The organism is Rhizobium mayense, assembly GCF_030272705.1.
Classification (GTDB): domain Bacteria; phylum Pseudomonadota; class Alphaproteobacteria; order Rhizobiales; family Rhizobiaceae; genus Rhizobium; species Rhizobium mayense.
Genome location: NZ_JARFYM010000035.1, coordinates 15,753 through 40,444, shown reverse-complemented (window position 1 = coordinate 40,444; position 24,692 = coordinate 15,753). Strand labels below are relative to the sequence as shown.

Sequence of the window (24,692 nt, the reverse complement as noted above, 5' to 3'; positions counted from 1 at the left end):
GACATCGACCTATGGTGTTAGCGGATAACGGAGTTTGACACGTGTTGAATCGTCGATCGATCCATCTGCTTTTTTCCTGTAAGTCGCCAGCATCAGCTCACCCCATCATTGGTAATGTGATCGGATGAGCGATCGATTTCCAGCGCACGTTCGGGGCAGGATCGAGCACCCCGTAATGCGAGAAATTCGTCTCTTTCAGCAACATTGATATTACCAGGCAGGATGTAGCCATCCTCATCCAACTTGAAGATGTCCGGTGCTTGCGACCAACATCGAGCGTGCCCCTGGCATTTGGCATTGCGGACGATGATGTGCATGCGGCACCCCCGTATCTGCGCCCCGTACTTGCGTTAGGACCAGTCCAAAACTAGATTTTCGATTCCAAACACGTGGCCGCCATAGGTTATAGGGGCTGTACCTTCCTTGATACGGAAATGAGGGATGCGCGACAGCCATTCCTCCAGGGCGATGATGATTTCTCGCCGGGCAAGGTGTGAACCAAGACAACGATGCGGGCCACAGGCGAAGGCGGTATGGCGGTTGTCCTCTCGTGCCAGATCGATCGTGTTGGGATTTTCGAATTCCACCGGATCACGATTGGCAATCATCGTGGCGCAGGAAACATAGTCCCCCTTGCGAATCGGCGCGCCTTCGAAGTCGACATCTTTTGTTGCCACGCGGATCATCTGCACGGTCGAATAGGCCCGCAGCAATTCTTCGGTTGCCAGTACAATCCGTTCCGGTTCACTCCGCAACAATTCCTGGTCTTTTGGATTGCGCGCGAGATGGGCCAAGTCGAAACCCAACGCGGCTGCGACCGTGTCGAGACCTGCGACGAACAAAAGCACGCCGATGCCACGGACTTCCTTGTCGGCCAGCGAACGGTTATCAATCTCTGCCTCCACGATGAAGGTCATGAAGTCGTCGGCCGGCTCTTTGCGGCGCAAGGCCGCAAGTTCGTCGATAAATTCCAGAATTGCTCGAGCCGCCGCCGATCGTTGCGCCTTGTCTCCGTGGAGCAACCTGTTTGCCCAGCCGACAAACATGTCGAGCCGCTCGTCCGATAGTCCCAAGAAATGAAGAAAGACGCCAACTGTGAACGGGATGGCAAAATCCTTCATGACCTCGCAGCTATTGCTCGACGCGGAGATCTTTTCGACTTGGGTGATCGCTCGCGCACGGATAGACGGTTCGAGCGCTATCACTCGCTTCGGCGAGAACAGGGGATTAAGCAGGGAGCGAAAGACGCCGTGGGCCGGTGGATCGAGCTCCAGTGGGATCAACGGCCAGTCGTCACCGAGCGCGGAGGCGAAAATACTGCGGTTGCTGGAAAAAGTCTCGGGGTCCTGCAGCACTTGGCGTTGGTCCTTGGCCCTGGTGATGAGCCAGGTGCCACGACCATCCCGGGTATTGTCGGGTGAATAAAAGATCGGAGGCCCGGCATGGACGCGAGCGACGGCTTCATGAGGATCTCCATTGGGGATGCGTTGCATGCCAGGCGACGTGAACAAGCTGAAGTCCCCCACCATTTCGCGCGGGACATGATCTGGGATATGGTCATTCACGACTTGCTTTCTCCTGGACTGGCGGCTTGCGAGGCTGCCGCCCGTAATGTTTTCGCCGGCACAAGCCACCTTGTCGCGCTTCACCTACCCATCGAAACGCGAGAGCGCGAAATAATCGATCGACGGCACCTCCGGCTCTCAGCCGTCCGCGGCCTATCGTTCGTGCTTCCGGATGATTTCACACGGCTTGAGATTTCATCGGCGGCTCCTTGCTGGTATTCAAAATAGTTTTCGGCGTACTGGCCGGCGGCGATCGGGCGTTCCCTTCTATGGAAGGCCACCCAACGTGCCAGCAGCGCTAAACGCCTTGCATAGGAGAATTCAATATTCATGCCAGTTTCCTTGGCTGCCGCACAGCAATTTTCCGATTTCTTTTCAACTGGTTAATGTGAGCCAGGCAACCGAATGACTGAATAACGCCAGTGTCGGGGATCTAACAAAACTGGCGGAAAGCAGCTTGCGACGGCGCCGAGGTGGACGACCATGCGCAGTGACGTTGCGGTGTCCCGGTTCCGACAATGTCGGACACAGGAAAAGCTGCGTTGGTATCACTTCCTTGTTTTAAAACGATGTTCTCGTTTGGCCCGAATAATGCCTAGCCGGCCGCCGACCGCCGGGCCAAGGAGGAAGAACATCTAAGGACCTGCCTGACAAACACGCGGGCAGCCGCCGCCAATACCGTACAATGCGAAGGCGCTTGAGACCGTCGCCCCGAATTAGGCGCTCAATGCTTGAGCAGTGAGATGAATTTCCTGCGCGAAATTTCGCCCGCCGATTATCCCATCACCACAGCGAGAGGAGAGCAATTGTGAGCTTTCTCGAAACGAGTTTGGAGCTGTTTCGGCAAAAATATGCGCCAGACCTAGGTCCCGAGCAATACGCTCACCACACTGGACTTGACCGGGACGGCAATTCGATGAGTGGCTCGTTGTTGTGGGCAAAGGCTGAGGCCCAGAGGATCAATAATGCGCTCGACACCGGGACAGCCAATATGGTGGATGCCGAGATCAAGTTGGCGCAAGAACTTCAGCAGAAAGTGAGAGACTATGTCCGATGGCATCATCAAGACGAGCGGTCTCAAAAAGGGGTGTCAATTCTGGAGTATGGTCCCGGAACAGTGCGGGCATTCCAACAGAAGACCCTTCCCCTTGCAACGGAATTGCGCGGTAAGGCCTCACGCTGCGTACTGGTCGATCGCTCGAACGAGTTCCTTCGGGACATTGAGCAATTGCCTGCTCCTTGCGGCTTGAAAATCGAATTCATTCGCGACGATATATTTTCTGGGCAGCGCTTTTTTTTCGATGAGGAAGCGGCATTTGTCGTCATGTTTGGCCGGACATTTGGAAACCTCGCCGCCAGCATAAGTGAAACCCCTCCCGTGACGACGGTCGTCCAGGCGCTGAAGACAATATCGAACAGCGCGAAGCGGTGCTGGCTTGCAATCTCAATTGGCTCGGATCTGAGGTGGGATGTCGCAAGAGCCTACTACGAAGCGCATCCTGAATTTCAGCTGAATGTATTCTATCGAATGAAGGCAGAGTTACCCGTCGACGATAATTTTGATCCCAGTGCCTTTGAGTATGAAGCAGATATGAAGGGTAACGACAAGTTCATGCAAGTAATACATACGGCTATCGTAAATAGAGATTTATCATTTAATCTTAATGAAGAAAGCATCGCATTGAAAAGCGGTGATCGTCTGCATTTAAAGAACTCGTTTTCTTTTTCCGAAGCGTTTTTCAGGGAATGTGCGAACTTGGCAGGGCTTGTGCCGATCGACGTGCTTTCAGATAATGCCGGCTCAGACATTCACGTGTTAGAAAAGGCGACTTAAAAATAAGTCTTTCCGCCGTCGCCGGCGAACGTCAATCTAGCATGCGATGGCCAATAACCAGCCGTTTTGACCATGTCTGGCAAGACTTTGCTGTCCATTATCAGTCAGAGCGACATGGGGTATCGGGCGTGGAGGACTGGACAACCTTCACAGTTGAAACGCTTGGTCGCCGAGCCCGATGTCCTGGCGAGAAGAGGCGTCAGGAGTCCCGCTTGCTCATCAGGCGTCTAATAGGTCAGTGTCGCATGGCTTTGTCCGATGGGCGACAATGCTGGATATGAGAAATATACAATTTTTGCCTATTGTATTGAATTAGCATCGATTTCTACTTTGGCACGCCCATTGCTGCGACGCATTTGCAGACGCGTCACGGGCCGACGATAATCGCACGGAGATGTCGATATGTTAGCACAATACTTTCTGCCGGGACCTACGTCCGGTTATCCGACAGCAGAACGTTCCAGATCCAGAAGACGGAAGAGACCGCGCAGACGTTTTCAGTTGTGCGCGGGCGAGCGAAACGAATGCCCCGAGCAAAGCCTCATCGCCGTCGCAACTTCCGATCTGAGGGCGCCTCATAAGCGGTTCTTCGCACGTGGCGATCGATGCCGACCGCCCAAACGCGTTCTGGATTAGATATTCGGCGGATTACTGCCGAACCTCCCTCATGCCCGTCGTCAAAACCGCGCGAAGTTGGACAGCAAATTCGCGTGCTGGCGCGATGCCTTGGCGTATCGGTCCAGACCCTTGCAATTGCAGGAACCTAAACCATGGGACACTCCACCGACCCCGACCAGTTCCGCCGGCGTATCGCCGAAGCGCTCCCTTCGGCCAATATTCCAACCCTGTTGCTCCTTCTTTATCAGTTCACAGGACGAGACTATTGGCTAAACCCGCCGTTTATTCCCGTGAAGAGCGGATGGGACGACAACGATTCCGGCGGTCTGACAGTCGAACTGCAGGCGGAGGTTCGCGATGCAGCACTGACCGCCATCACGGCGTGGCGCCAGGGAGAACACATCGCCAAGCCGGACTTATCGGCAGAAGAGTTGATCCGCATGCTATCCATGTCGGAGGCTGAGCCTATTCCGCCGGAATATGCTGACATGATGATCCACAAGCTGCGGAGGTATTCGGGCGCGGTTCCCGATCCGGTGTGCTTGCCGGAGGACTTCCGCGTGCTTGTCATCGGAGCCGGCATGTCCGGTATGGCAGCCGCAATTCGGCTACGACAACTGGGCGTTTCCTACATCCAGATCGAAAAGCAAAACCGCACCGGCGGCGTCTGGCATTCACATCACTACCCTGGCTGTGGAGTGGACACGCCCGGACATCTTTACTCCTACACTTTTGCCAGTGGCGACTGGAGCAAGTTCTTCCCTTTGCAGCGGGAAATCGACGACTATCTTAACCGGGTTGCCTGCGAATTCGGGATCGAGAGCTCGATCCGCTACGGCACGGAATGCCTCCACACTCGCTATGACGAAGAGAGCCGGACTTGGCATTCCCGGTTACGCTTGCCAGACGGTACCGAAGAAACCCTCGTGACCAATGTGGTCATTTCGGCCGTCGGAGGCTTTACCACGCCGAAATGGCCGAATATTTCAGGCCTGCGTGACTTCGACGGCCCGGTGATACACACCTCGAATTGGGATCCAGAGGTTAGACTCGACGGCAAACGCGTGGCTGTGATTGGTAATGGAGCCTCGGCAATGCAGGTTGTCCCAGCAATCGCAGATCGGGTGGGTGCCCTGACAATCTTCCAACGGTCGCGCCAATGGGCGGCGCCCTTTCCAAAATTTCGTATGCCGGTTGCCGAGCCGGTGCGGTTCTTGCTGCGCGAGGTACCACACTACGAATGGCTTTATAGGCTCCGGCTGAGTTGGATTTTTGACAGTCAAGTGCACCAGTCCCTACAGAAGGACCCGGCGTGGACGCATCCTGATCGCTCTGTGAATGCGATGAACGACGACCATCGCGAGACCTACACACGATACATCGAAGAGCAGCTGGCCGGGCATCCCGAGCTATTGGCCAAGGTCATCCCGCCCTACCCGCCATTCGGCAAGCGAATGCTCCTGGACAACGGCTGGTACCGAACCCTGTTGAAGCCGCAAGTTAATCTAGTAGACAGCGCTGCTGCCCATGTTGAAGGCAAGTCGATCCGCGCGATAAATGGCGACACCCATGAGGCAGACGTTCTCATTGTCGCCTCGGGCTACGATATCACACGCTTCTTGCTTCCGGTTCAGGTATTCGGACGCAATGGCGTGACAGTACGTGAGGTCTGGAACGATGACGACTGTCAGGCCTATCTGGGTACCGTCGTGGCGGGCTTTCCGAACTTCTTCATGCTCTACGGTCCCAATACAGCCCTCGGTCATCGCGGCAACTTCATTTTCACGATCGAAAGCCAACTCGATTACGTGTTGAGCGTTCTGCGCCAGATGGGAGAAAAGAAGCTGATCGAGGTGGAATGCCGGCAAGACGTATATCAGCGCTACAACCGGACGATCCAAGAAATGCACCAGAATATGATCTGGAGCCATCCCGGCATGTCTACCTATTTCCGCAACGACCGGGGGCGAATCGTGACCAACAGCCCTTGGCGCCTGATCGATTATTGGAACCTGACGAAGGAAGCAGATCTCGGTGACTACCGCACGACGGGCCGCATCGGCTCCCAGTCAGAGACCGCGGCGGAAGCGGTTTGAAATGGCAACCCACCAACCGCTCATGATTGGGGGCCGTTGAGGTTGGGAATTTATGACTGCGGCGCAGGCACAGATCATTGCGAAGACGTCGCTTTGTCGAATAGCACAGCGATCACGTGGAACGAGTTTGCAGACAGTTGTCTATCGGGTTGCACCCCCTAGTAGATTTCCGCATCGGTCGATGCGACATTTGCGTTGCGAGACCCTGGAAAATGATGATCTACACGCTGCATTCGTTCATCTCCTCGATGGTCCAGTTGGGTATCGAACACCTAGGCGGCGATGGCATTGCAATCGACGCCCTTGGCCAGAGGCGCAACACCGACGGTGTCATGACGCTGACTGTCAGCAGGCAAAAATCTTAATCCTCACCAACCTCCAGTCCGAATGAAAACAAAAAGTCGGCGAGCCAGTTCTACAACTGATGCGCTTTTTGCAGGCATCTGCCTCAACGTCGCTGGCTTGAAAAGCCTGAGGGATGCAAAGTTCGAGGAGCAATATGGCCGCGCCAGAAACGTTTTACGATATCATCCGCCGCCAGGGTGTAACCCGCCGCAGTTTCCTGAAATTCTGCAGCCTGACGGCAGTCAGCCTCGGCTTCGGCCCCGGTACTGCGACCGCAATGGCAGAGGCGCTCGAAACCAACGAGCGCGTGCCGGTGATCTGGATGCATGGGCTCGAATGCACCTGCTGTTCGGAAAGCTTCATCCGCTCGGCTCATCCTCTGGTCAAGGACGTCGTCCTGTCGATGATCTCGCTCGATTACGACGATACGATCATGGCGGCAGCCGGCCACCAGGCCGAGGCGATCCTTGAGGAGACCACGGAAAAGTACAAGGGCAAGTACATTCTTGCCGTTGAAGGCAATCCGCCGCTCAACGAAGACGGTATGTTCTGCATCGATGGCGGCAGGCCCTTTGTCGAGAAGCTCAAATGGATGGCCGAGGGTGCCCTGGCTATCATCGCCTGGGGAACCTGCGCCTCCTGGGGCTGCGTTCAGGCGGCAAAACCGAACCCCACTGGGGCGACGCCGATCGACAAAGTGATCCGCGACAAGCCGATTATCAAAGTGCCGGGCTGTCCGCCCATCGCAGAGGTGATGACCGGCGTCATCACATTCATCACCACGTTCGGCAAGCTGCCCGAACTCGACCGCCAGGGCCGGCCGAAGATGTTCTATTCGCAGCGTATCCACGACAAGTGCTATCGCCGCCCGCATTTCGACGCTGGCCAGTTCGTCGAGGAATGGGACGATGAAGGCGCGCGCAAGGGCTACTGCCTTTACAAGATGGGCTGCAAAGGACCGACCACCTACAATGCCTGCTCGACCGTTCGTTGGAATGGCGGCGTCTCCTTCCCGATCCAGTCCGGCCATGGCTGCATTGGCTGCTCGGAAGACGGTATCTGGGACAAGGACAGCTTCTATTCCCGGCTGACGCACATCAACCAATTCGGCATAGAAGCCACTGCGGACCAAGTGGGTATGACCGCAGCCGGTGTTGTCGGCGGCGTGATCGCTGCCCACGCTGCAATCACGACCGCCAAGCGGGTCATTGCCAAGCGCGGGAAACCCAACCTTTAACGTCTGCAGGGACAGGAAGGATCACGATGACCATTCGAACGCCAGATGGCTTCACGCTCGACAATTCCGGCAAGCGTATTGTGGTCGACCCGGTAACTCGCATCGAAGGTCACATGCGTATCGAGGTCAACGTCGACCAAGACAACGTCATCCGCAATGCCGTTTCTACCGGCACAATGTGGCGCGGCATCGAAGTCATCCTCAAAAATCGCGATCCACGCGACGCCTGGGCTTTCACCGAACGCATCTGCGGCGTCTGCACCGGAACTCATGCGCTCACATCCGTGCGGGCGGTAGAAAATGCGCTCGGCATAACCATCCCGGAAAACGCCAATTCGATTCGCAATCTGATGCAGCTGGCACTGCAGGTGCATGACCATGTCGTGCATTTTTATCACCTGCATGCGCTCGACTGGGTGGATGTCATTTCTGCTCTCAAGGCGGATGCGAAGGCCACATCGGCGCTTGCGCAATCGATGTCCGATTGGGCACTGTCTTCGCCGGGTTACTTCAAAGACATTCAGACACGGCTCAAGAAGTTCGTCGAATCTGGCCAGCTTGGCCCGTTCAAAAACGGCTACTGGGGCAATGCATCCTACAAGCTTCCGCCAGAAGCGAACCTGATGGCCGTGGCACACTATCTCGAAGCCCTCGATTTTCAGAAGGAGATCGTCAAGATCCACGCGATCTTCGGCGGCAAGAACCCGCATCCGAACTGGCTGGTCGGCGGCGTGCCTTGTCCTATCAATCTCGACGGCACAGGCGCCGTTGGCGCCATCACAATCGAACGGTTGAACCACATTTCGTCGATCATCGACCAGCTGATCGAGTTCAACGAGAAGGTATACCTGCCCGACATCATGGCGATCGGCTCCTTCTATAAGGACTGGCTCTTCGGCGGCGGATTGTCGGGCAGAAACGTCCTTGCCTATGGCGATGTGCCGGAACACGCAAATGACTATACCGACGCGAGCCTGAAGCTGCCGCGCGGTGCGATCATTAACGGCAATCTCGAGGAAGTCCTACCCGTCGATCATTCCGATCCAGAGCAGATCCAGGAATTCGTCAGTCACTCTTGGTACAAATATCCGGAGGGGGCCAAGGGCCTGCATCCCTGGGACGGTGTCACTGTGCCGCATTATGAGCTTGGTCCGAATACGAAGGGCACCAAGACCAACATTCAAGAGCTGGACGAGGGCGGCAAATATTCCTGGATCAAGGCGCCGCGCTGGCGTGGCCACGCCATGGAAGTCGGCCCGCTCGCCCGCTGGGTCTTAGGCTACGCGCAAGGCAGGCCAGAGTTCAAGGATCCGGTCGACAAAGTCCTGAAGGATCTCGGCCTCCCGACCGTGGCGTTGTTTTCGACGCTCGGGCGCACCGCCGCCCGCGCGCTCGAATCTGTCTGGGCCGGCCGGCAGATGCGCTATTTCCAGGACAAGCTGGTCGCCAACATCAAGGCCGGCGATAGCGCCACCGCCTTCATCGACAAATGGAAGCCGGAGACCTGGCCTTCCGAGGTCAAAGGCGTCGGCTTCACCGAGGCGCCGCGCGGCGCCCTCGCCCACTGGATCAAGATCAGGGACGGCAAGATCGACAATTATCAATGCGTGGTGCCGACGACCTGGAACGGCAGTCCGCGCGATCCGAAGGGCAATATCGGCGCGTTTGAGGCTTCCCTGATCGACACGCCGATGTCGGATCCGTCGCAGCCGCTCGAAATCCTCCGAACTATCCATTCCTTCGATCCGTGCCTTGCATGCTCCACGCATGTCATGAGCCCGAATGGACAGGAAATGGCCAAAGTCCAGGTCAGATGAGGGACGATCATGAGCCTTTCCGATACTTCCGACGCTGATGGCGAACGCGCCAGCGAGTACCAAAGCGTGTATGTCTACGAGGCGCCCGTGCGGCTCTGGCACTGGGTGAACGCCTTCTCCATTGTGACGCTAGCGCTGACCGGCTATTTCATCGGCAGCCCGTTGCCTGCCATGGCCGGCGAGGCGAGCGCTCATTTCCTCATGGGCTATATCCGTTTCACTCATTTCGTCGCCGGCCAGAGCCTGGTCGCGGTCCTGCTCCTTAGGATCTACTGGGCCTTCGTCGGCAATGTGCATGCGCGTCAAATCTTCTACGTTCCCTTCTGGAGCGGGCGGTTCTGGAGCGAATGGCTGCACGATGTGCGCTGGTACACGTTCCTCGCTGGAAAGGCGCTGAAATATCCCGGCCACAATCCGCTGTCGCAGTTCGTCATGTTCCTGATGTTCACGCTGCCGCTGGCATTCATGATAATCACCGGATTTGCCCTCTATAGCGAAGGTGTCGGACGCGACAGCTGGGAATATGCGCTGTTCGGCTGGGTATTTTCGATCTGGCCGAACAGTCAGGACGTCCACACCTTTCATCGCCTCGGAATGTGGGGAATTCTGATCTTCGTAATGATCCATATCTATGTCGCGGTACGCGAGGACATCATCAGCCGCCAAAGCATCGTCTCGTCGATGATTTCGGGCGAGCGACTGTCCAAGCGCAAGGAGGACTAGATGGGCGAACCAAACTTTCGCAAACGCCGCGTCTTAGTGCTCGGCGTCGGCAATATTCTCTGGGCCGACGAAGGTTTCGGCGTTCGCGCTGTCGAAGCCTTCCACCGCGCCTATGCGGTGCCGAACAATGTCACCGTGCTCGATGGCGGCACCCAGGGCCTCTATCTCGTGCACCATGTGACCGAGGCCGATGATTTGATTATCTTCGACGCCATCGATTTCGGGCTCGCGCCCGGGACACTGAAGATCGTCGCGAATGACGAAGTGCCGAAATTCACCGGCGCCAAAAAGATCAGCCTGCATCAGACAGGCTTCCAGGATGTCCTAAGCGCTGCCGATCTTCTCGATCGCTATCCCGCGAAACTCGTATTGATCGGCTGCCAGCCGGCGGATCTCGATAGCTGGGGCGGACCGGTGACAGAGCCCGTCAAAGCGGTAATTCCGAAGGCGATAATGGCCGCCGCCGGTATCCTGGAGCGATGGGGCGTCGACGTGAGCCCGCGTAGCGGCAGCGCGCCAACGCTTCTGGGCAACGGCATCGATTTTGAGCATTACGAGTGGCGCGCCGATCCTGCCGCATTGACCGCCTGAGGAGGGATTCGGGCGCGCCCGCGACCGTCGGTGCGTTCCAGTTCGCCGGCTCCCTCAAACTTTTCCCAAGGCTAGAAACTACGGGAACCGTTCGCAGCCAATCCATGCGGTTCCCGACATCATGAACTTTCGCGGACCGAGGAGCTGATTATGTGCATAGGGATTCCGATGCGAGTGGTAAGCAGCGGCAAATTGACGGCGCAGTGTGAGCACCACGGATCGGTTTTTCCCATATCGATGCTGTTGGTCGGCCCGCAACCGGTCGGCACTCACGTTCTTACTCATTTGGGATCTGCGATACGGCTGCTCGATGCCGACGAAGCACGCATGATCGACGATGCATTGGCCGGCCTTGGCCAGGCCGTCGAAGGACGGCCGTTCGAAAGTCTGTTTGCCGATCTCATCTCCCGCGAGCCGGAACTGCCGTCCCACCTGCGGGAAAACTGACAGTTTAAATTCCATCATTGAAAGCAATCCGCCCGTCTTTGTAGAGCTGGTGTTTTATCTCGATGAAAATTTTCCTTTCAGATCAATGCGATCGAATTTCTCTGCAAATGGTACGCCGCTTGCAAACAAGAATTTGAAGAATGTTTGCAAGCCAATATCTGGAGGAGACAATGCCGTCCCATCTGAACCGCGTCCTGAACGCGCGGACGCGATCGCCCGTCGTCGATGAAACAAGCATCGACATTTTCTCGGAGCTGCTGGCGGCGAAGCTGAAACGGCGATTCTGTACTTTACCGGCGATCCGGCATAGCGAGCCGAAGCGGACGATGGCGCCATTGTCCTGCCAAAAATCTTGCAGGCCTTTCAGGGCCTGCTGCTGCGCCCCGTCGTCAGCTGCACCGGGACAAGCCGAAGCCGCGCTGCAGCATGATTGTCATGCCAAGCTCGGCAACACCGCTATCAACCGCTCCACGTGTTTGGCAAGATCCGCCACTGGTCGGACTATATGGACAAGATCGGCAACCGGCGGTGCGGGGATGCGCTGGCCATAGTTAGCATTCGTTAGGCCGGGGGTTGAACTCCCCCATGTCGGCAGGGAGTCGTTCTATGACAGCAGCTTTCCGGATCGCGCCCGAAGGCGAAGATGCCGCGCCGGTGGTGCCGATCGGCGCCGATCCACCGCAAGGCGCCTGCAAGCTCAACGGCCTCGTCACCAGCAGCGCCGAGAAGATCCGTCGCTGCCGCCAAACTGCAACGCTGCTGCCCGACATTGCCGCGGCGCTCGCGGTGCAGAAGGCCGACCAGCCCGGCCGGTTATTCGACATCTCCGAATTCACCGACGATGACAAGCAGCTGATCACCCAGACGCTCGGCACAGGCGAGGTCGCCGGAACAGCGCTACTGCCCTCCGGTGTCCTTGCGCATATCCAGGAAGCGGTGACGGCCGGCGTATGGCGTATCCGCTTCAAGGACCCCAACGGCATCCCGCTTGCGGATTATATCGAGGTTGCGTCGATTCCGATGGCGGTGAGACAGGCCTGCGCAGTACTGCCGGCTGCCCTCTCATATGGACCTGCGCCGTCGGGCACAATGAATGTTATGCCCTTGCTGACCGAGATCGGCGACCGCATCGACCGCTATCGGCACGGCGATCCAGCGCATGTTTTCACCTTGTCGCTGTTTCCGATGAACCCCCAGGACATGAATTTCCTGCAGGTCGCGGTACGGCCGGGCCCCGTGCAGCTGACCTCGCGCGGCTATCGCACCTGTCGCGTGGTGGCGGCCGGGACCCGCAACGTTTGGTCCGTGCAGTTCTACAATCGCATGGATGCAATCATTCTCGACGCTCTGGAGATCGTCGACATCCCGTCCTTTGCCCTTGCCGCTGAAGAGGATTTCCGCGATTCCGCCGCCCATCTGCGCCATATCGAGGAGGCATATTTCAGATGACGAGCTTCCAGAATGTCGGCAAGCACCGGACGGTCTCGAACAGGGACAGGATGGAATGCGACATCTGCTGGCACGTTCATGCCCCTGCGCAAGGCGACCCTCTCTGGCAGGTCCCGGCATTAGAGATTTTTTCGCCGTGCCGGAAGACCGGGGAGAAAGCGGTGTGCGCTTTCTTCGAGGCCGTCGCGCGCACGCCGCCGGCTCCGCCGGCCGGCTTCAGTTGCCCCGATCTCCTTCGGAAGAATTTCCGCGGACAGCGAGAGCGTGCTGCATGACCTTCCTCCTTGGCGCAGGCTCGATCCGGATCGACGTGACAGTGACACAAGCGCTCCCCTCGTCGGTGGAGGTGAGGGTTAACCGCGCGCAAGAGTTGACGCGCATCTTCATCGGCCGCCGACCCGAAGAAGCGCCCGTGCTTGCCGGGCAGGTTTTTTCACTCTGTGGCTTTTCGCAATCGGTGGCAGCGCGGCTCGCAATACTGAATGCGGCAGACCTGCCAATGCCCGCCGAGGGTCGGTCTGCGGCAATGGCCGGATTGCTGGCGGAACGGATATTCGAGGCATTGAGGGCGCTAATTTTGCACTGGCCCTCGTTACTGGCTGGTGCCGTGGCTGAGGCTGGCCAATATCTGCGCCGGGCTCTGACCGCTTCCCAGGCTATCATTGATGACGCGAAAGCGATGAGGACGGACCATATTTCCCTAGCCGCAAACACGCGGCGGCTTGGAGCCGCCGCGGCGGGGCTCGGCATACCTGAAGACGATGGCTTGTCGCGGGACGGCACGGCTTGCGCGGCGATTTTCCGGGATATTGAGGACGACCGAACTTTTATGGGGCGGCCGACCGACCCGCTGACCGCCGGCGATGACACCGAGGTTATCGCTCATCTTTGCTGCGACGCGGGCTATAGCACCTTGCCGCATCTTGCCGGTCGCGTCACCGAAACCGGCGCTTATGCCCGGCTTTGCCGTGCCAGCGGGTCCGACGGCCCTCACCTTGCGCAACGCTTCATGGCGCGCATGCGCGATGTTCGCCTCTGCTTGATGCAACTCCACCATCTTGCCAAGGGCCAGAATGACCCTTCCGAGCTCATGGCCGGTGGCCCGACGCCCGGTACTGGCGGCTTTGGCGCGGTGGAATGCGCGCGTGGCAGACTTTACCATCAGGCCGAAATCGGTGTGGATGGGAAGCTCTGTGCATACCGCATACTCGCCCCGACAGAATGGAATTTTCATCCGGCGGGCCCGTTTGTCGAAACACTTCGGTCGTCACGGATCGGTGCGGGTGAATCCGCGACCCGGTCGGTCTCACGCCTGGCCGTGCTGTTCGATCCCTGCGTGGGGTTCAAGGTTGGAATTCGCGACGTTGCGCATGCATGAAATGTCATTGATGGAAAGCGTCATCGCCATCGTCTGCGAGACGGCGCGGGTAAACGGTGCGCGCGCAATTAAAGCTATCCGGCTTGATGTCGGTGTTTTGAGCCACGTCAATCCGGATTCGCTGCTGTTCTGCTACGAAGCTGTGCGGCGTGGCACGATAGCGGAATATGCCGCGCTCGAAATTAACCGCATCGCCGGCGAGGGCTGGTGCCTCGATTGTGGGGAAACGGTGACCCTTTGTGAGCGGTTTGGCGCCTGCCCGGACTGCGGCGGCCATCGGGTGCAGATGACGGCGGGCGACGAATTGAAGATCAAGGACATGGAGGTGATCTGATGTGCACCGTATGTGGTTGCGGGACGGAAATGATGGAAGTTAACAAGAGCGAGACCGGCGCGCACGGCGGCGAGCATGATCATCATCACGACCATGGCGGCCGCCATCGCGATCCTGGACACGGACATCACCATGACCATGACCGCCATCGTGCGCATGATCATGACCGCCGCGCGGAAGACGGTGGACTCCACTACGGCAACGGCATTGCCGGCGTGCATGTGCCAGATATGAGCCAGGAGCGTATCGTCCAGGTTGAAAAAGATATCCTCTCCAAAAACGATGCCTATGCTGCGGAAAACCGGGCTTGGTTGCGCCGGAACGACACCTTTGCACTGAATTTCGTTTCGAGCCCCGGCTCGGGAAAAACCAGCTTTCTGGTGCGCGCCATCCGCCACCTCAAGGGCCGGATGCCGATCAGCGTGATCGAGGGTGACCAGCAGACCTCCAACGATGCCGCACGCATCCGCGAGACCGGTGCCCCCGCGATCCAGATCAACACCGGCAAGGGCTGTCACCTCGACGCCCACATGGTCGGCCACGCGGTGAAAAAGCTGGCGCCCGAGCCCGATTCGATCCTGTTCATCGAAAATGTCGGTAATCTTGTTTGTCCTTCCGCTTTCGATCTCGGCGAGGCCCACAAGGTCGTGGTGCTCTCGGTCACGGAAGGCGAGGACAAGCCGCTCAAATATCCAGACATGTTCGCAGCCGCTGATTTGATGATCCTCAACAAGTCCGACCTCCTGCCGCACCTCGACTTCAATGTTGGCCTCTGCATCGCTAATGCGCTGCGGGTCAATCCGCGCCTGCAGACTTTCACGGTTTCTGCCCGCAGCGGCGAAGGGATGGAAGCGTTCTATTCCTGGTTGGAGGCTGCGGCTGCCGGGAACACCAAGCCTTCGAACGTGGCCTGACTTATGGTGCGCGCCCTGGCATCGATGGGGGAAGATCGTGTCCGGCGGCTGCGACTGCGGGTGAGCGGTGCCGTGCAGGGTGTAGGATTCCGGCCGTTTGTCTACAGGCTGGCCAGGATGATGCAGCTTACCGGGTTTGTGCTCAACGACAGCGCTGGTGTGCTGATCGAGGTCGAGGGCGCCGCTGCCGACCGCTTCGCGCAACGCCTATGGTCAGAGGCGCCGCCGCTTGCCCGCGTCGATGCCGTCGATGTTCTGGAACTGGAGGCGGCCGGCGGGGACGCGTTCGAAATCCTTAAAAACGTCGGCGGCCGGGGCGCAACACGAATCGGGGCCGACGCCGCGACCTGTGTCGAATGCCAGCAGGAACTGAACGACCCGACGAGCCGCTTCTTCGGCTATCCCTTTGTCAATTGCACTCATTGTGGGCCGCGCTTCACCATCACCCGCGCGCTCCCCTACGATCGCCATCAGACCTCGATGGCCGCGTTCCCGATGTGCAGCGCCTGCCGCGCAGACTATGCCAATCCGGAGAGCCGGCGCTTCCATGCTGAGCCCGTCGCCTGCCCGGCTTGCGGCCCAGAGCTCAGCCATTCGATCGCCGAGATATCCGCACGGCTCGCGAACGGCCAGATCATAGCGATCAAGGGGGTCGGCGGCTTCCAGCTCTTCTGCGATGCGCGCAATGATGCGGCGATTGATCGTCTCAGACTGAGCAAGTTGCGCGGCGACAAACCGTTCGCGATCATGGTCCCGAACGTCGAGACAGCCCGGCAATTGGCCAAGCCCTCGCGGGCGGAGGAGCAATTGCTCGCCTCGACCGCCGCCCCGATCGTCCTGATCGATGGGCGCGATCATCTTTCCAACCTCATTGCTCCGGGCCTTAGGCGGATCGGACTGATGCTCGCCCATACGCCAGTGCACCACCTGTTGTTTGCTGCGCTTGCCGCCGAGGGGGCGGGCTTTCCCACCGCGCTGGTCGCAACCAGCGGCAATCCGGAGGGTGAACCGCTGATAGCAGACAATGATGATGCCATCCAACGGCTCGCCGGCATTGCCGACCTGATCGTCACACATAACCGCGACATTGCCGTTCGCGCCGACGATTCCGTCATGCAGGTGATCGACGGCGCGCCGAGTTTCCTGAGGCGCGCGCGAGGTTTTGTACCGGAGCCAGTCGATCTCGGCGAGGACGGCCCATGCGTGATTGCCACCGGCGCGGATCTCAAAAACACGATCTGTGTGACGCGGGGTCGGGAGGCGTTTCTGTCGCAGCACATCGGCGGTCTCGACACGGTCAAGACGATCCGTTTCCAACGCGAAGCCCTCGAGCATCTCTGCTCCATCCTGGATGTCAGGCCGGAATTTGCCGCTTGCGATCTTCATCCGGATTTCCGCTCCGCGCGAATGGCGGAACGTTTGGATCTGCCGCTTCTGCCGGTGCAACACCACCTCGCTCATGTCGCCGCCGTGGCGGCGGAACATCACGTCCGCAGGCCGATCCTCGGACTTGCACTCGACGGTCATGGTTACGGCGTCGATGGCAGCAATTGGGGAGGCGAAATGCTGGTCGTTGACGGCCCTCGCTGGCAGCGCATCGCTTCGCTTCTGCCGTTGCCGGCGGTGGGCGCCGACCGCGTGGCGCGCGAGCCCTGGCGCATGGGACTTGCCGCGCTTCAGGCCGCCGGCCGCCGCGACCTTGCGGCCACGCTCTGGCCCGGGCACCCCGGGGTCGCGCGTTTGGACGCGATGTTTGCCTGCGGCTTGCGATCAGCCGGGACATCCAGCCTCGGACGGCTTTTCGATGCGGTGGCTGCGATCGCGGGTATCCGCCTCGTCCAGAGTTACGAGGGGCAGGCAGCAATGGAGCTCGAGGCCCTGGCCGACGATCCGCAATGTCACGCCGAAGGCTACAGCCTCGCCGATGGCATGCTCGATTTCCGACCGCTCATCGTCCATCTGGCGGACCGGCGGCTTGGCGGGGGCGAAGCCGCAGGCCTATTCCACGGCACCCTGATCAGCGGCCTGGCCGATTGGGCCGCCCTTGGTGCATCGCAGACCGGGACGCGAACCATAGTACTCGGGGGCGGCTGCATCATGAACCGCGTGCTCGCCGAGGGTCTCTCCCGCGCCTTGCGCGACCGCGGCCTTCAACCCTACTTGCCGCATCGGATTCCGCCCAATGATGGTGGCATCGCGCTCGGCCAAGCCGCTTATGCACGGCAGCTCATCCAACACGATCTTGCACAGATCCAGGAGCACCGGACATGTGCCTAGCCCTACCGGTAAAGGTGAAGGAACTGCTGCCAGACAATATGGCCAAGGTGACGCTCGACGGCGTGTCGAAGGTCATATCCATCGCACTTGTCGACGATGTCAGGCCTGGCGACTATGTCGTCCTGCACGTCGGCTACGCGCTTGCCAAGATCGATCCGGAAGAAGCGGCAAGAACGCTTGCCTTGATCCGCGAAGCTACGGTGGGAGGCACGGCATGAAATATGTCGACGAATATCGCGATGCCAGGCTCGCCAATGATATTGCTCGTCAAATCGCAACGGCAGTGAATCCGGCGCGCAGCTATCATTTCATGGAATTTTGCGGAGGCCATACGCATGCAATTTCGCGCTACGGTCTCGCAGACTTGCTGCCGTCCAATGTGTGGATGATTCATGGACCGGGTTGTCCAGTCTGTGTGCTGCCGATCGGCCGCATCGATGCGGCGATCGCGCTTGCCATGCGGCGAGAAATCACGCTTTGTACCTATGGCGACCTGATGCGCGTGCCGTGCTCGAACGGCTCGAGCCTACTGAAGGCCAAGGCGGCCGGTGCCGATATCCGCATGATCTATTCGACACTCGATTCGCTGAGCATCGCCGAAACCGAACCGGACCGGGAAGTCGTGTTCTTCGCCATCGGGTTCGAAACCACCACGCCGCCAACGGCGCTGGCGCTACGGTTCGCAATCGCGAAGCGTCTCCGGAACTTTTCGATCTTCTCAAACCACGTGCGGACACCGGCCGCTATTCAGAACATCGTCGAAAGCCCAGATGTCGGCAAGCCCGGCGCCGTCAAGATCGACGGCTTCATCGGCCCGGCACACGTCAGCACGGTGATCGGTACGGAGCCGTATGACTTTATTGCCGAAAAATTTAAAAAGCCGGTCGTGGTGGCAGGTTTCGAGCCGCTCGATATCATGCACGCAGTCCTGTTGCTGGTGCGTCAGGTCAATGACGGCTTGCACCAGGTGGGGAACCAGTATATTCGCGCCGTGACCACTTTCGGCAACGAAAAGGCGCAGAGCGAGATCGCAAATTTCTTCGAATTGCGTGAAAGCTTCGAATGGCGCGGGCTGGGCGAAGTGCCCTATGGTGCACTCCGCCTCAGACCCCAATATGGCGAATACGATGCCGAGAAGCGTTTCGGAATGGTGACGCCGGCAGCGCAGGACAACCCGGCCTGCGAATGCGCAGCCATCCTGCGCGGTATGAAGAAGCCGGCCGATTGCAAGCTGTTTGGCAAGGTCTGCACACCCGATACGCCGATGGGTTCCTGCATGGTGTCGTCGGAAGGCGCCTGCGCCGCGCATTGGATCTACGGCCGCTTCCGCGGACAGGTGAAGGCCGACGAAAGCAGCAGGATCGTCAGATGAGCATATGCAAGCTCGACCTCAGGAACGGCCGCGTCGATCTTTCGCATGGGGCGGGCGGCCGTGCCATGGGCCAGTTGATCGAGGGTATTTTCCATAAGGCTTTCGACAATGACTGGCTCAGGGCTGGCAACGATCAGTCTGCCTTTGCCGTTCCGGCAGGGCGCCTGGTGATGACCACGGACGGCTATGTTGTGTCGCCGCTGTTTTTTCCGGGGGGTAATATCGGCTCGCTCGCCGTGCATGGCACGATTAACGACATTGCCATGGCCGGAGCATGGCCGCTTTATCTTTCAGCGGGCTTCATCATTGAAGAGGGCTTTCCGCTCGCAGATCTTGATCGTATTGCCGAGACCATGGGTGCGGCCTCCCGCGAGGCAGGTGTGCCAATCATCACCGGCGACACGAAAGTGGTTGAGCGCGGCAAGGCCGACGGCGTCTTCATCTGCACTTCCGGCGTCGGTATTGTTCCAGCCGGTCTCGACCTGCGCTCCGACGCCGCGCGGCCAGGTGATGCTGTGATCGTCTCGGGTTCGATAGGCGATCACGGAGTCGCGGTGATGTCGAAGCGCGAGAATCTAGAATTCGATACGAACATCGTTTCGGACTCAGCGGCGCTGCACGGGCTGGTAGCAGCGATGATCGAGGTCGCGGGATCGTCAATCAGACTGATGCGAGATCCAACACGCGGTGGACTTGCTGCGATACTCAACGAAATCGCCAGTGCCTCAAAGATCGGCTTGCGCCTCGACGAAGCGGCCATTCCGATCAAGCCGGAAGTGGCCGCGGCCTGCGAATTCCTCGGCCTCGACCCGCTTAACGTCGCCAATGAGGGCAAGCTCGTCGTATTGGTGGCGCCAGAGGTTGCGGATGCGTTGCTCGCCGTCATGCGCACGCATCCGTTAGGCGCGGAGGCTGCACTGATCGGCCATGCCGAGGTTAGTGACCATTGCTTCGTGCAGATGGCCACGTCGTTTGGTGGCGGTCGCATCATCGATTGGCTGTCGGGCGAACAGCTGCCGCGAATCTGCTGAACACGGCGATGAGCATCGCTTCACGCAAGAAAGCGTGGCCCAGGACCAAGAACGAGCTTGGCGAGCAGCTAGCGTGCGCCCTTTGCCGACAAACAGGTGCGCAGCTCTATTGGCGGCCTTGAAGGATCTAACCGCCGAGACGCAAACTGGATCGGTTTACAAGATGCCTCAGTTGACGCCAAATCGCGCAAGCATCTTTCGAATCTGCATGTTTTGTTGAAGAAGATGTTTCACCAGCAACGCCTTGAGCCGTCGATTCTCTTCGTCAAGCGCGATTAACTCATCGACTGATATATCCCCATGGCTATCGTTTGATTGCGCACTGGGCAGGCTTGCGGTGTCGTTCGCATGGTAATTGACATTCGCGTCGCGTCGATGCTTTGCATCCTTTCGAGGCCGCCTGGAAGAGCCCTCTTTCAATGGTGAAACAGAGGTGAAAGTCAGACCGTTGTCCTGCTGAGGCGGACAAATCTGTCCCGCATCGAGAGAGGGCGCCGAAATCTGCTTGTCGTCGCCGGTTTCAAAATTATTATTGAGACGAGTTTTCGGTTTTGGATCCGCCCAGGGCTCGCCTTCTCGTTTCGGACCATTTGAGACGACATTGGGCTCGAAGAGATGCGGTGCGTCAACTTCCGCCTCGAGCGCAAGCGCCTTGAGATCGGTATCGCCCCAAATAGAAGCCGGCCGCATCGCTGTCCGACGGCGCGCCGATTTGAGTTCGACAACGAATTTTCGCTGCTGTGTTTTCATATGTGTCCCATCTATGAAATCGTAATGAAGATTTACGGTATTTCGAATCGCTCAAGCATTTTTTTAAGCTGATCATTCTGCAAAAGCAGCTTTTGAGCCAATTGGCTCCTCAGTTGCTTGATTTCCTCGTCCAGCCTTGCCATCTCGTCGAAGAAGGCCTCCCGTCTCGATGAGGATTGCGCAATTTGATTATCGCCTGCGACAGCTGCGTTCTGCACCGCCATGTCGGCGTGGATTCTTTTCGCATGTGTCGGCTTTTTTGTCTGCGGTATTCGTCGAGGCTGTTTGCTCGTCTCGCTTTCAAGCGGTAATGCAGAGGCTTCGGCGTTCGACCACCTGAGCTCAGGAAGCGCCGGTTCTTGGACCTCGTCAACATCGACCGGCGCCGAGGCCGCGCCCGCGGCATCGACCTCAGGTTCGAATTCCGTTGGATCAGTCGCGACGAGCTCAACAGATCGGTTTTCATCGAGCCCGGATCCAAGGGTGCGCTCCGTTCGGTTTAGAGGAAGCTCCAACGCCTCTTGCCGGTCAATTTGGCTTGCGTCGGTGTCGGCACCATGCCCAATCGAAGTCTCGCGTGCCGGTGGTCTTCGCGAGGTTAGTCGAACAAGGAATTTCCACGGTGATTTCATAATGCTTCAACCTCGACCAATCCGTATCCATAACATCGCCGCAGCCCAAAAACCGGGCTCGTAGGTGAGCCCGGCGAACGTATCCCCTGCCGAGAAGGATGGCTAAGGTCGATCTCGCCACCATCCTGCTGTTGATCGGCGATCAATCGAGCCCGAGCCGCTTGCGCAGTTCGGCATTTTCCGCCCGCAATTTCTCTGCCAAGAGCTTACGCAGCCTCTTATTTTCCTCTTCCAGCTGAATAAGATCCGCCATCTCGTCTCTTGCCGAAGCGGGCGCCGAAACGGTTTGCTCAGGCTGCTGTGACATCCTCTCGCGTACCGTGTCCTTCGTGACGTCCTGGACCGCGATGTCGGCAGCTTGCGTTCCGACAGATGCGGACTTTGTGTCTGCGGTTTGTTCGCGACGCTTCCTGCGACCCCGCGGCGCCTTCCCGGTCTTGCCAACTTGCGTGGCAACCGTTGCCTCGGCAGCTGCTTTCGGGCGTCGCGGTGCGCGCTGCATTTTAGGCGCCGGCGTTTTTGCCAATGAATTGGTGTCTGCCATCTCGGTGATTGAGCCAGTATTATTCTCGTCAGCCATGAGTTATCTCCCTCTGTCGGCAGGACTTCTTTTCGGCTGAGTGAAAGACAGAGTCAACATCAGTGCTTTGGTGGCCGGCGGATTTGGACAGCACCGCTCTCAGCCCAGGCTGGGAGATGAATGGAGGCTGTCAACGAGGGAATAAAACAACGAAGCCGTGCCTGCGAGGCCAGACCGGTCAATGTCGCGACGAGCCGGCGATCACATTCCGAGATGAGAGAGGAACTCGCCCGTATGCTGTCAACCGCATCGCTGTATGTCCGGCTTTCCTCGACCACTCACAATTGATCAATGCTTCACGTGGCCGCGAACCTTGACACACATGTGCAAATGCGGTTTGCACCGTCATGGAAATCGCCTTTGGTGCGAACGGCAAGAGAGGATGCGAGATGCGTGCACCATCAGGTTCTGTTCCCGGGCTTTGCTCTGCCTCCGCCACCATGTTCGCGGTGGGAATGGCGTTCCTTGGCTATTGGGGCGTGTATGAGCCCGGCGGCTGGCACCGCTCCGATTTGATCGTTGTGATCTTGGCGCTCGTCGGGTTTGCAGCGCTTGGCTCGGTCCCTTGGATTATAACGACCCCGGTCGCAGAAGAAGGCCAGGAAAAAATCGTGGCTGCCAGGCGAGCGTTGTTGCTGGGAGTCGCCTTGATCTGGTTGTCCGTTCTCGTCTCGTTATTAGCTTAGTTTCGCCTCGCCTGCACGCCGCCGCACAGTCCCTTTGCCGGACCGGCACATATAACACAAGATCTCGCGCTCCAACATCGTCTGCTCCACCGGCCTTAGGCTCAGCGCGAACCGGAAATACAAACAGATTGCGGCGGGCAAGCAATTCGGTCTTCGACTTGGACGGCAGCGGTTTCACTGGAAATCGGGACGAACACCTTTTGCAAGCAGACCCCAATTCCAATCGAATCTGGCCCTTCTCTGTTCAGATTATGACATCTAGCAATTCTGCGAGAACGAGACCCGCCGCGCCGCGCAGGCTAGCGACGTCTTCACTATCGCCGGGAGCGAGGGTGATCTGTTTATCCGCAGGATTGAATATCAGTTCTCTGAAGTTCTCTTCAATAAGCTCTAACATCCATTTTCCTCCACGCACGACATCACCATGCAGAGTAATGCAGTTGGGCGCCGCCAGCTGCTGAAGGTTCGCCAATCCAACAGAAATATTGAACGCGTAGGCTTGAAGCAGCTCTTTTGCCCCTTCCGTGCCACTCTTGGCAAGCGACACCAAACGGCCCGCATCCAACGAGCCAGGCTGCGGCAACCCCCTGGCTTGTGCTTCGTTTCTTAACCATTGCAGACTGGCAATCGTTTCCCAACATCCTCGTCGTCCGCATCGGCAGATCCGGCCATTGAGTTGCACGATGGTATGGCCGATTTGGCCGGCCTCACCCGCCGCACCCCTGTAAAGATGTCCATCGACATAGATCGCCGCGCCCAATGACTCACCGACATAGACCGCAGCAAAATTTCTCTGCCCACGTCCTTGTCCGAACCAACGATCGCCAACAAGCAAAGCTCTGGTATTTGGATCGATGCAGACCGGAACCCCGAACCTTTTTGTTAACTCTGCTTCTATCGGAAATCCATGGAGGCATGGCGTAAGATCCATAGCCAAGATCGAACCTTTTGCCGCATTGAGCCCTCCGGCAACTGCCAGCCCGATGCCTAAAACCGGCAGGTGGGCAGAGGCGATTGCCTCTTCAACACAGGTACTGACGATCTGAAATCCATCGGAAGCATCTTTTAGATCTGTCGTTAAATCGGCATCGTGTTGAGCATAGATCTCGCCCTCCAGTGAGACCAAGGACGCGCGGACACGTTCTGGCATCAGCAGGACTGCGCAGATCGGCTTGGCCTGCCTCGAGAACCACACCTTGGTAGCCGGTTTTCCGCCGGTCCGATTAGCGGGAACCACGTCGCCTTCGACAAGAATACCCTGGTTGATCAATGGTTGGACGATGCCGCCGATAGTTGCTCGGTTTGCGCCGGTGACGCGCGCGAGCTCCACCCTGCTCGACGCGCCCATGTCGTATAATGCTTGTATCAGGCGTCCCCGATTTGCGACCCCCAGTGTCCCCGCTGAGATTAGAGGATGAGCTGGCTTGAATCGTCTGGCGGGGTTTTGATTGCCGTCGACCGGCCCGATGAAACAGTGCTTGTTAGATCCGTTAGACGTGTCCGCATTTCCTGCAGTCGATCGTTTTTCTAATCTTTTTATCATGGACTCCATTGGATCCGACTTTCCCTTTTTATCGAAACTCGATTGCCCTTACGGCGACTTCCTCGCGACTGCCTGTGGCCATTGCCGTTTCCCGGAATCGCGGGTGGTAACTTGGACCTATGTGGCTTGCCGGTTTTAACACTCCTTCCCACTGGTGGCGGTATAGGCGATCATCACACAACTGAAGTTCTTCGCCAGCGTATCATCCGAATAGTCACTTCGGAAAAAGAAGGCACGCTCTCTCAGTATATGTAAATCATGCTGATATATATTTTTAGTAAAATCCACATCAAATGTCGGATATTCCATCTATAATAAAATATACTTTAAAATATATTTTGATATCTGTTGATTTTCCTTGATAAAACAATAGAACATCCCCAGAAAATTGACCGATGATCGATCACAATTAGCTGTCGGAGGAGTGTAATGAACGGACACGCCAGCAATAATCTGGAATTTTATAACTCCAG

General features: G+C 58.0%; 24 protein-coding genes. 17 read left to right on the top strand and 7 right to left on the bottom strand.

Features of this window, described 5'->3' with window-relative positions:
• Nucleotides 1–92 precede the first annotated feature (92 nt).
• The 3 genes from PY649_RS28975 to PY649_RS28965 form a co-directional block, all read right to left on the bottom strand.
• Complete coding sequence (locus PY649_RS28975; protein ID WP_120708881.1) at nt 93–317, bottom strand: ferredoxin; 225 nt, start codon at nt 315–317, stop codon at nt 93–95.
• 33 nt (nt 318–350) lie between these two features.
• Nucleotides 351–1,529 (bottom strand): cytochrome P450, encoded by a 1,179-nt coding sequence (locus tag PY649_RS28970; RefSeq protein WP_120709177.1) that lies wholly within the window; start codon nt 1,527–1,529, stop codon nt 351–353.
• 116 nt (nt 1,530–1,645) lie between these two features.
• Complete coding sequence (locus PY649_RS28965) at nt 1,646–1,897, bottom strand: hypothetical protein (RefSeq protein ID WP_285872348.1); 252 nt, start codon at nt 1,895–1,897, stop codon at nt 1,646–1,648.
• Between the two features lie 476 nt (nt 1,898–2,373).
• Between PY649_RS28965 and PY649_RS28960 the strand changes: the two genes are divergently transcribed.
• The 16 genes from PY649_RS28960 (at nt 2,374) to hypE (ending at nt 20,028) form a co-directional block, all read left to right on the top strand.
• A complete protein-coding gene (locus tag PY649_RS28960; RefSeq protein ID WP_245472452.1) occupies nt 2,374–3,399 on the top strand; it encodes an L-histidine N(alpha)-methyltransferase in 1,026 nt (341 codons plus the stop codon).
• 770 nt (nt 3,400–4,169) lie between these two features.
• Nucleotides 4,170–6,113, top strand: a complete 1,944-nt coding sequence (locus PY649_RS28955) for a flavin-containing monooxygenase (RefSeq protein WP_120708880.1) — start codon at nt 4,170–4,172, stop codon at nt 6,111–6,113.
• Nucleotides 6,114–6,325: 212 nt separating this feature from the next.
• A complete protein-coding gene (locus PY649_RS28950) occupies nt 6,326–6,478 on the top strand; it encodes a hypothetical protein (protein ID WP_162950417.1) in 153 nt (50 codons plus the stop codon).
• Nucleotides 6,479–6,612: 134 nt separating this feature from the next.
• Complete coding sequence (locus PY649_RS28945; protein ID WP_120708879.1) at nt 6,613–7,695, top strand: hydrogenase small subunit; 1,083 nt, start codon at nt 6,613–6,615, stop codon at nt 7,693–7,695.
• Nucleotides 7,696–7,721: 26 nt separating this feature from the next.
• Entirely contained in the window at nt 7,722–9,512 is a 1,791-nt protein-coding gene (locus PY649_RS28940) for a nickel-dependent hydrogenase large subunit (protein ID WP_285872345.1), read from the top strand.
• A 9-nt stretch (nt 9,513–9,521) separates the two neighbouring features.
• Nucleotides 9,522–10,235 (top strand): Ni/Fe-hydrogenase, b-type cytochrome subunit, encoded by a 714-nt coding sequence (gene cybH, locus PY649_RS28935; protein WP_120708877.1) that lies wholly within the window; start codon nt 9,522–9,524, stop codon nt 10,233–10,235.
• Entirely contained in the window at nt 10,236–10,826 is a 591-nt protein-coding gene (locus PY649_RS28930) for a HyaD/HybD family hydrogenase maturation endopeptidase (RefSeq protein WP_285872344.1), read from the top strand. It begins immediately after the preceding gene.
• A 150-nt stretch (nt 10,827–10,976) separates the two neighbouring features.
• Complete coding sequence (hypC, locus tag PY649_RS28925) at nt 10,977–11,273, top strand: HypC/HybG/HupF family hydrogenase formation chaperone (protein ID WP_120708875.1); 297 nt, start codon at nt 10,977–10,979, stop codon at nt 11,271–11,273.
• Between the two features lie 606 nt (nt 11,274–11,879).
• Nucleotides 11,880–12,722 carry a hydrogenase expression/formation protein gene (locus PY649_RS28920; RefSeq protein WP_285872343.1) on the top strand — a complete coding sequence of 281 codons (843 nt, stop codon included), beginning with the start codon at nt 11,880–11,882 and terminating at the stop codon, nt 12,720–12,722.
• A gap of 271 nt (nt 12,723–12,993) precedes the next feature.
• On the top strand, nt 12,994–14,100 hold the full coding sequence (locus tag PY649_RS28915; RefSeq protein ID WP_285872342.1) for a hydrogenase assembly protein HupF: 1,107 nt from the start codon (nt 12,994–12,996) through the stop codon (nt 14,098–14,100).
• Nucleotides 14,093–14,434, top strand: coding sequence for a hydrogenase maturation nickel metallochaperone HypA (gene hypA, locus PY649_RS28910; protein WP_285872341.1), 342 nt, complete (start codon nt 14,093–14,095; stop codon nt 14,432–14,434). Before PY649_RS28915 ends, hypA begins: the two co-directional genes overlap by 8 nt.
• Nucleotides 14,434–15,348, top strand: coding sequence for a hydrogenase nickel incorporation protein HypB (gene hypB / locus PY649_RS28905; RefSeq protein WP_285872339.1), 915 nt, complete (start codon nt 14,434–14,436; stop codon nt 15,346–15,348). The genes hypA and hypB overlap by 1 nt, the downstream gene beginning before the upstream one ends.
• 3 nt (nt 15,349–15,351) lie before the next feature.
• Nucleotides 15,352–17,625: a carbamoyltransferase HypF gene (hypF, locus tag PY649_RS28900; protein ID WP_285872338.1), complete on the top strand. Its 2,274-nt coding sequence runs from the start codon at nt 15,352–15,354 to the stop codon at nt 17,623–17,625.
• Complete coding sequence (locus PY649_RS28895) at nt 17,616–17,843, top strand: HypC/HybG/HupF family hydrogenase formation chaperone (RefSeq protein ID WP_120708873.1); 228 nt, start codon at nt 17,616–17,618, stop codon at nt 17,841–17,843. The genes hypF and PY649_RS28895 overlap by 10 nt, the downstream gene beginning before the upstream one ends.
• Entirely contained in the window at nt 17,840–18,997 is a 1,158-nt protein-coding gene (gene hypD / locus PY649_RS28890) for a hydrogenase formation protein HypD (protein ID WP_285872337.1), read from the top strand. The genes PY649_RS28895 and hypD overlap by 4 nt, the downstream gene beginning before the upstream one ends.
• Nucleotides 18,994–20,028 (top strand): hydrogenase expression/formation protein HypE, encoded by a 1,035-nt coding sequence (hypE, locus tag PY649_RS28885; protein WP_285872336.1) that lies wholly within the window; start codon nt 18,994–18,996, stop codon nt 20,026–20,028. The genes hypD and hypE overlap by 4 nt, the downstream gene beginning before the upstream one ends.
• Nucleotides 20,029–20,196: 168 nt before the next feature.
• Here hypE and PY649_RS28880 read toward each other — a convergent pair whose 3' ends face one another.
• From PY649_RS28880 to PY649_RS28870, 3 genes are all read right to left on the bottom strand, one after another.
• Nucleotides 20,197–20,778: a hypothetical protein gene (locus tag PY649_RS28880; protein WP_120708871.1), complete on the bottom strand. Its 582-nt coding sequence runs from the start codon at nt 20,776–20,778 to the stop codon at nt 20,197–20,199.
• 32 nt (nt 20,779–20,810) lie between these two features.
• Nucleotides 20,811–21,410, bottom strand: a complete 600-nt coding sequence (locus PY649_RS28875; RefSeq protein ID WP_285872335.1) for a hypothetical protein — start codon at nt 21,408–21,410, stop codon at nt 20,811–20,813.
• Nucleotides 21,411–21,552: 142 nt separating this feature from the next.
• Entirely contained in the window at nt 21,553–21,990 is a 438-nt protein-coding gene (locus PY649_RS28870) for a SyrB-like regulator (protein WP_120708870.1), read from the bottom strand.
• Between the two features lie 389 nt (nt 21,991–22,379).
• Here PY649_RS28870 and PY649_RS28865 point away from each other — a divergent pair, with 389 nt between their 5' ends.
• On the top strand, nt 22,380–22,676 hold the full coding sequence (locus PY649_RS28865; RefSeq protein WP_120709174.1) for a hypothetical protein: 297 nt from the start codon (nt 22,380–22,382) through the stop codon (nt 22,674–22,676).
• 244 nt (nt 22,677–22,920) lie between these two features.
• On the opposite strand, the gene PY649_RS28860 is transcribed toward PY649_RS28865, so the two are convergent.
• Entirely contained in the window at nt 22,921–24,228 is a 1,308-nt protein-coding gene (locus tag PY649_RS28860) for an ROK family protein (protein WP_285872334.1), read from the bottom strand.
• Nucleotides 24,229–24,692: the final 464 nt, after the last annotated feature.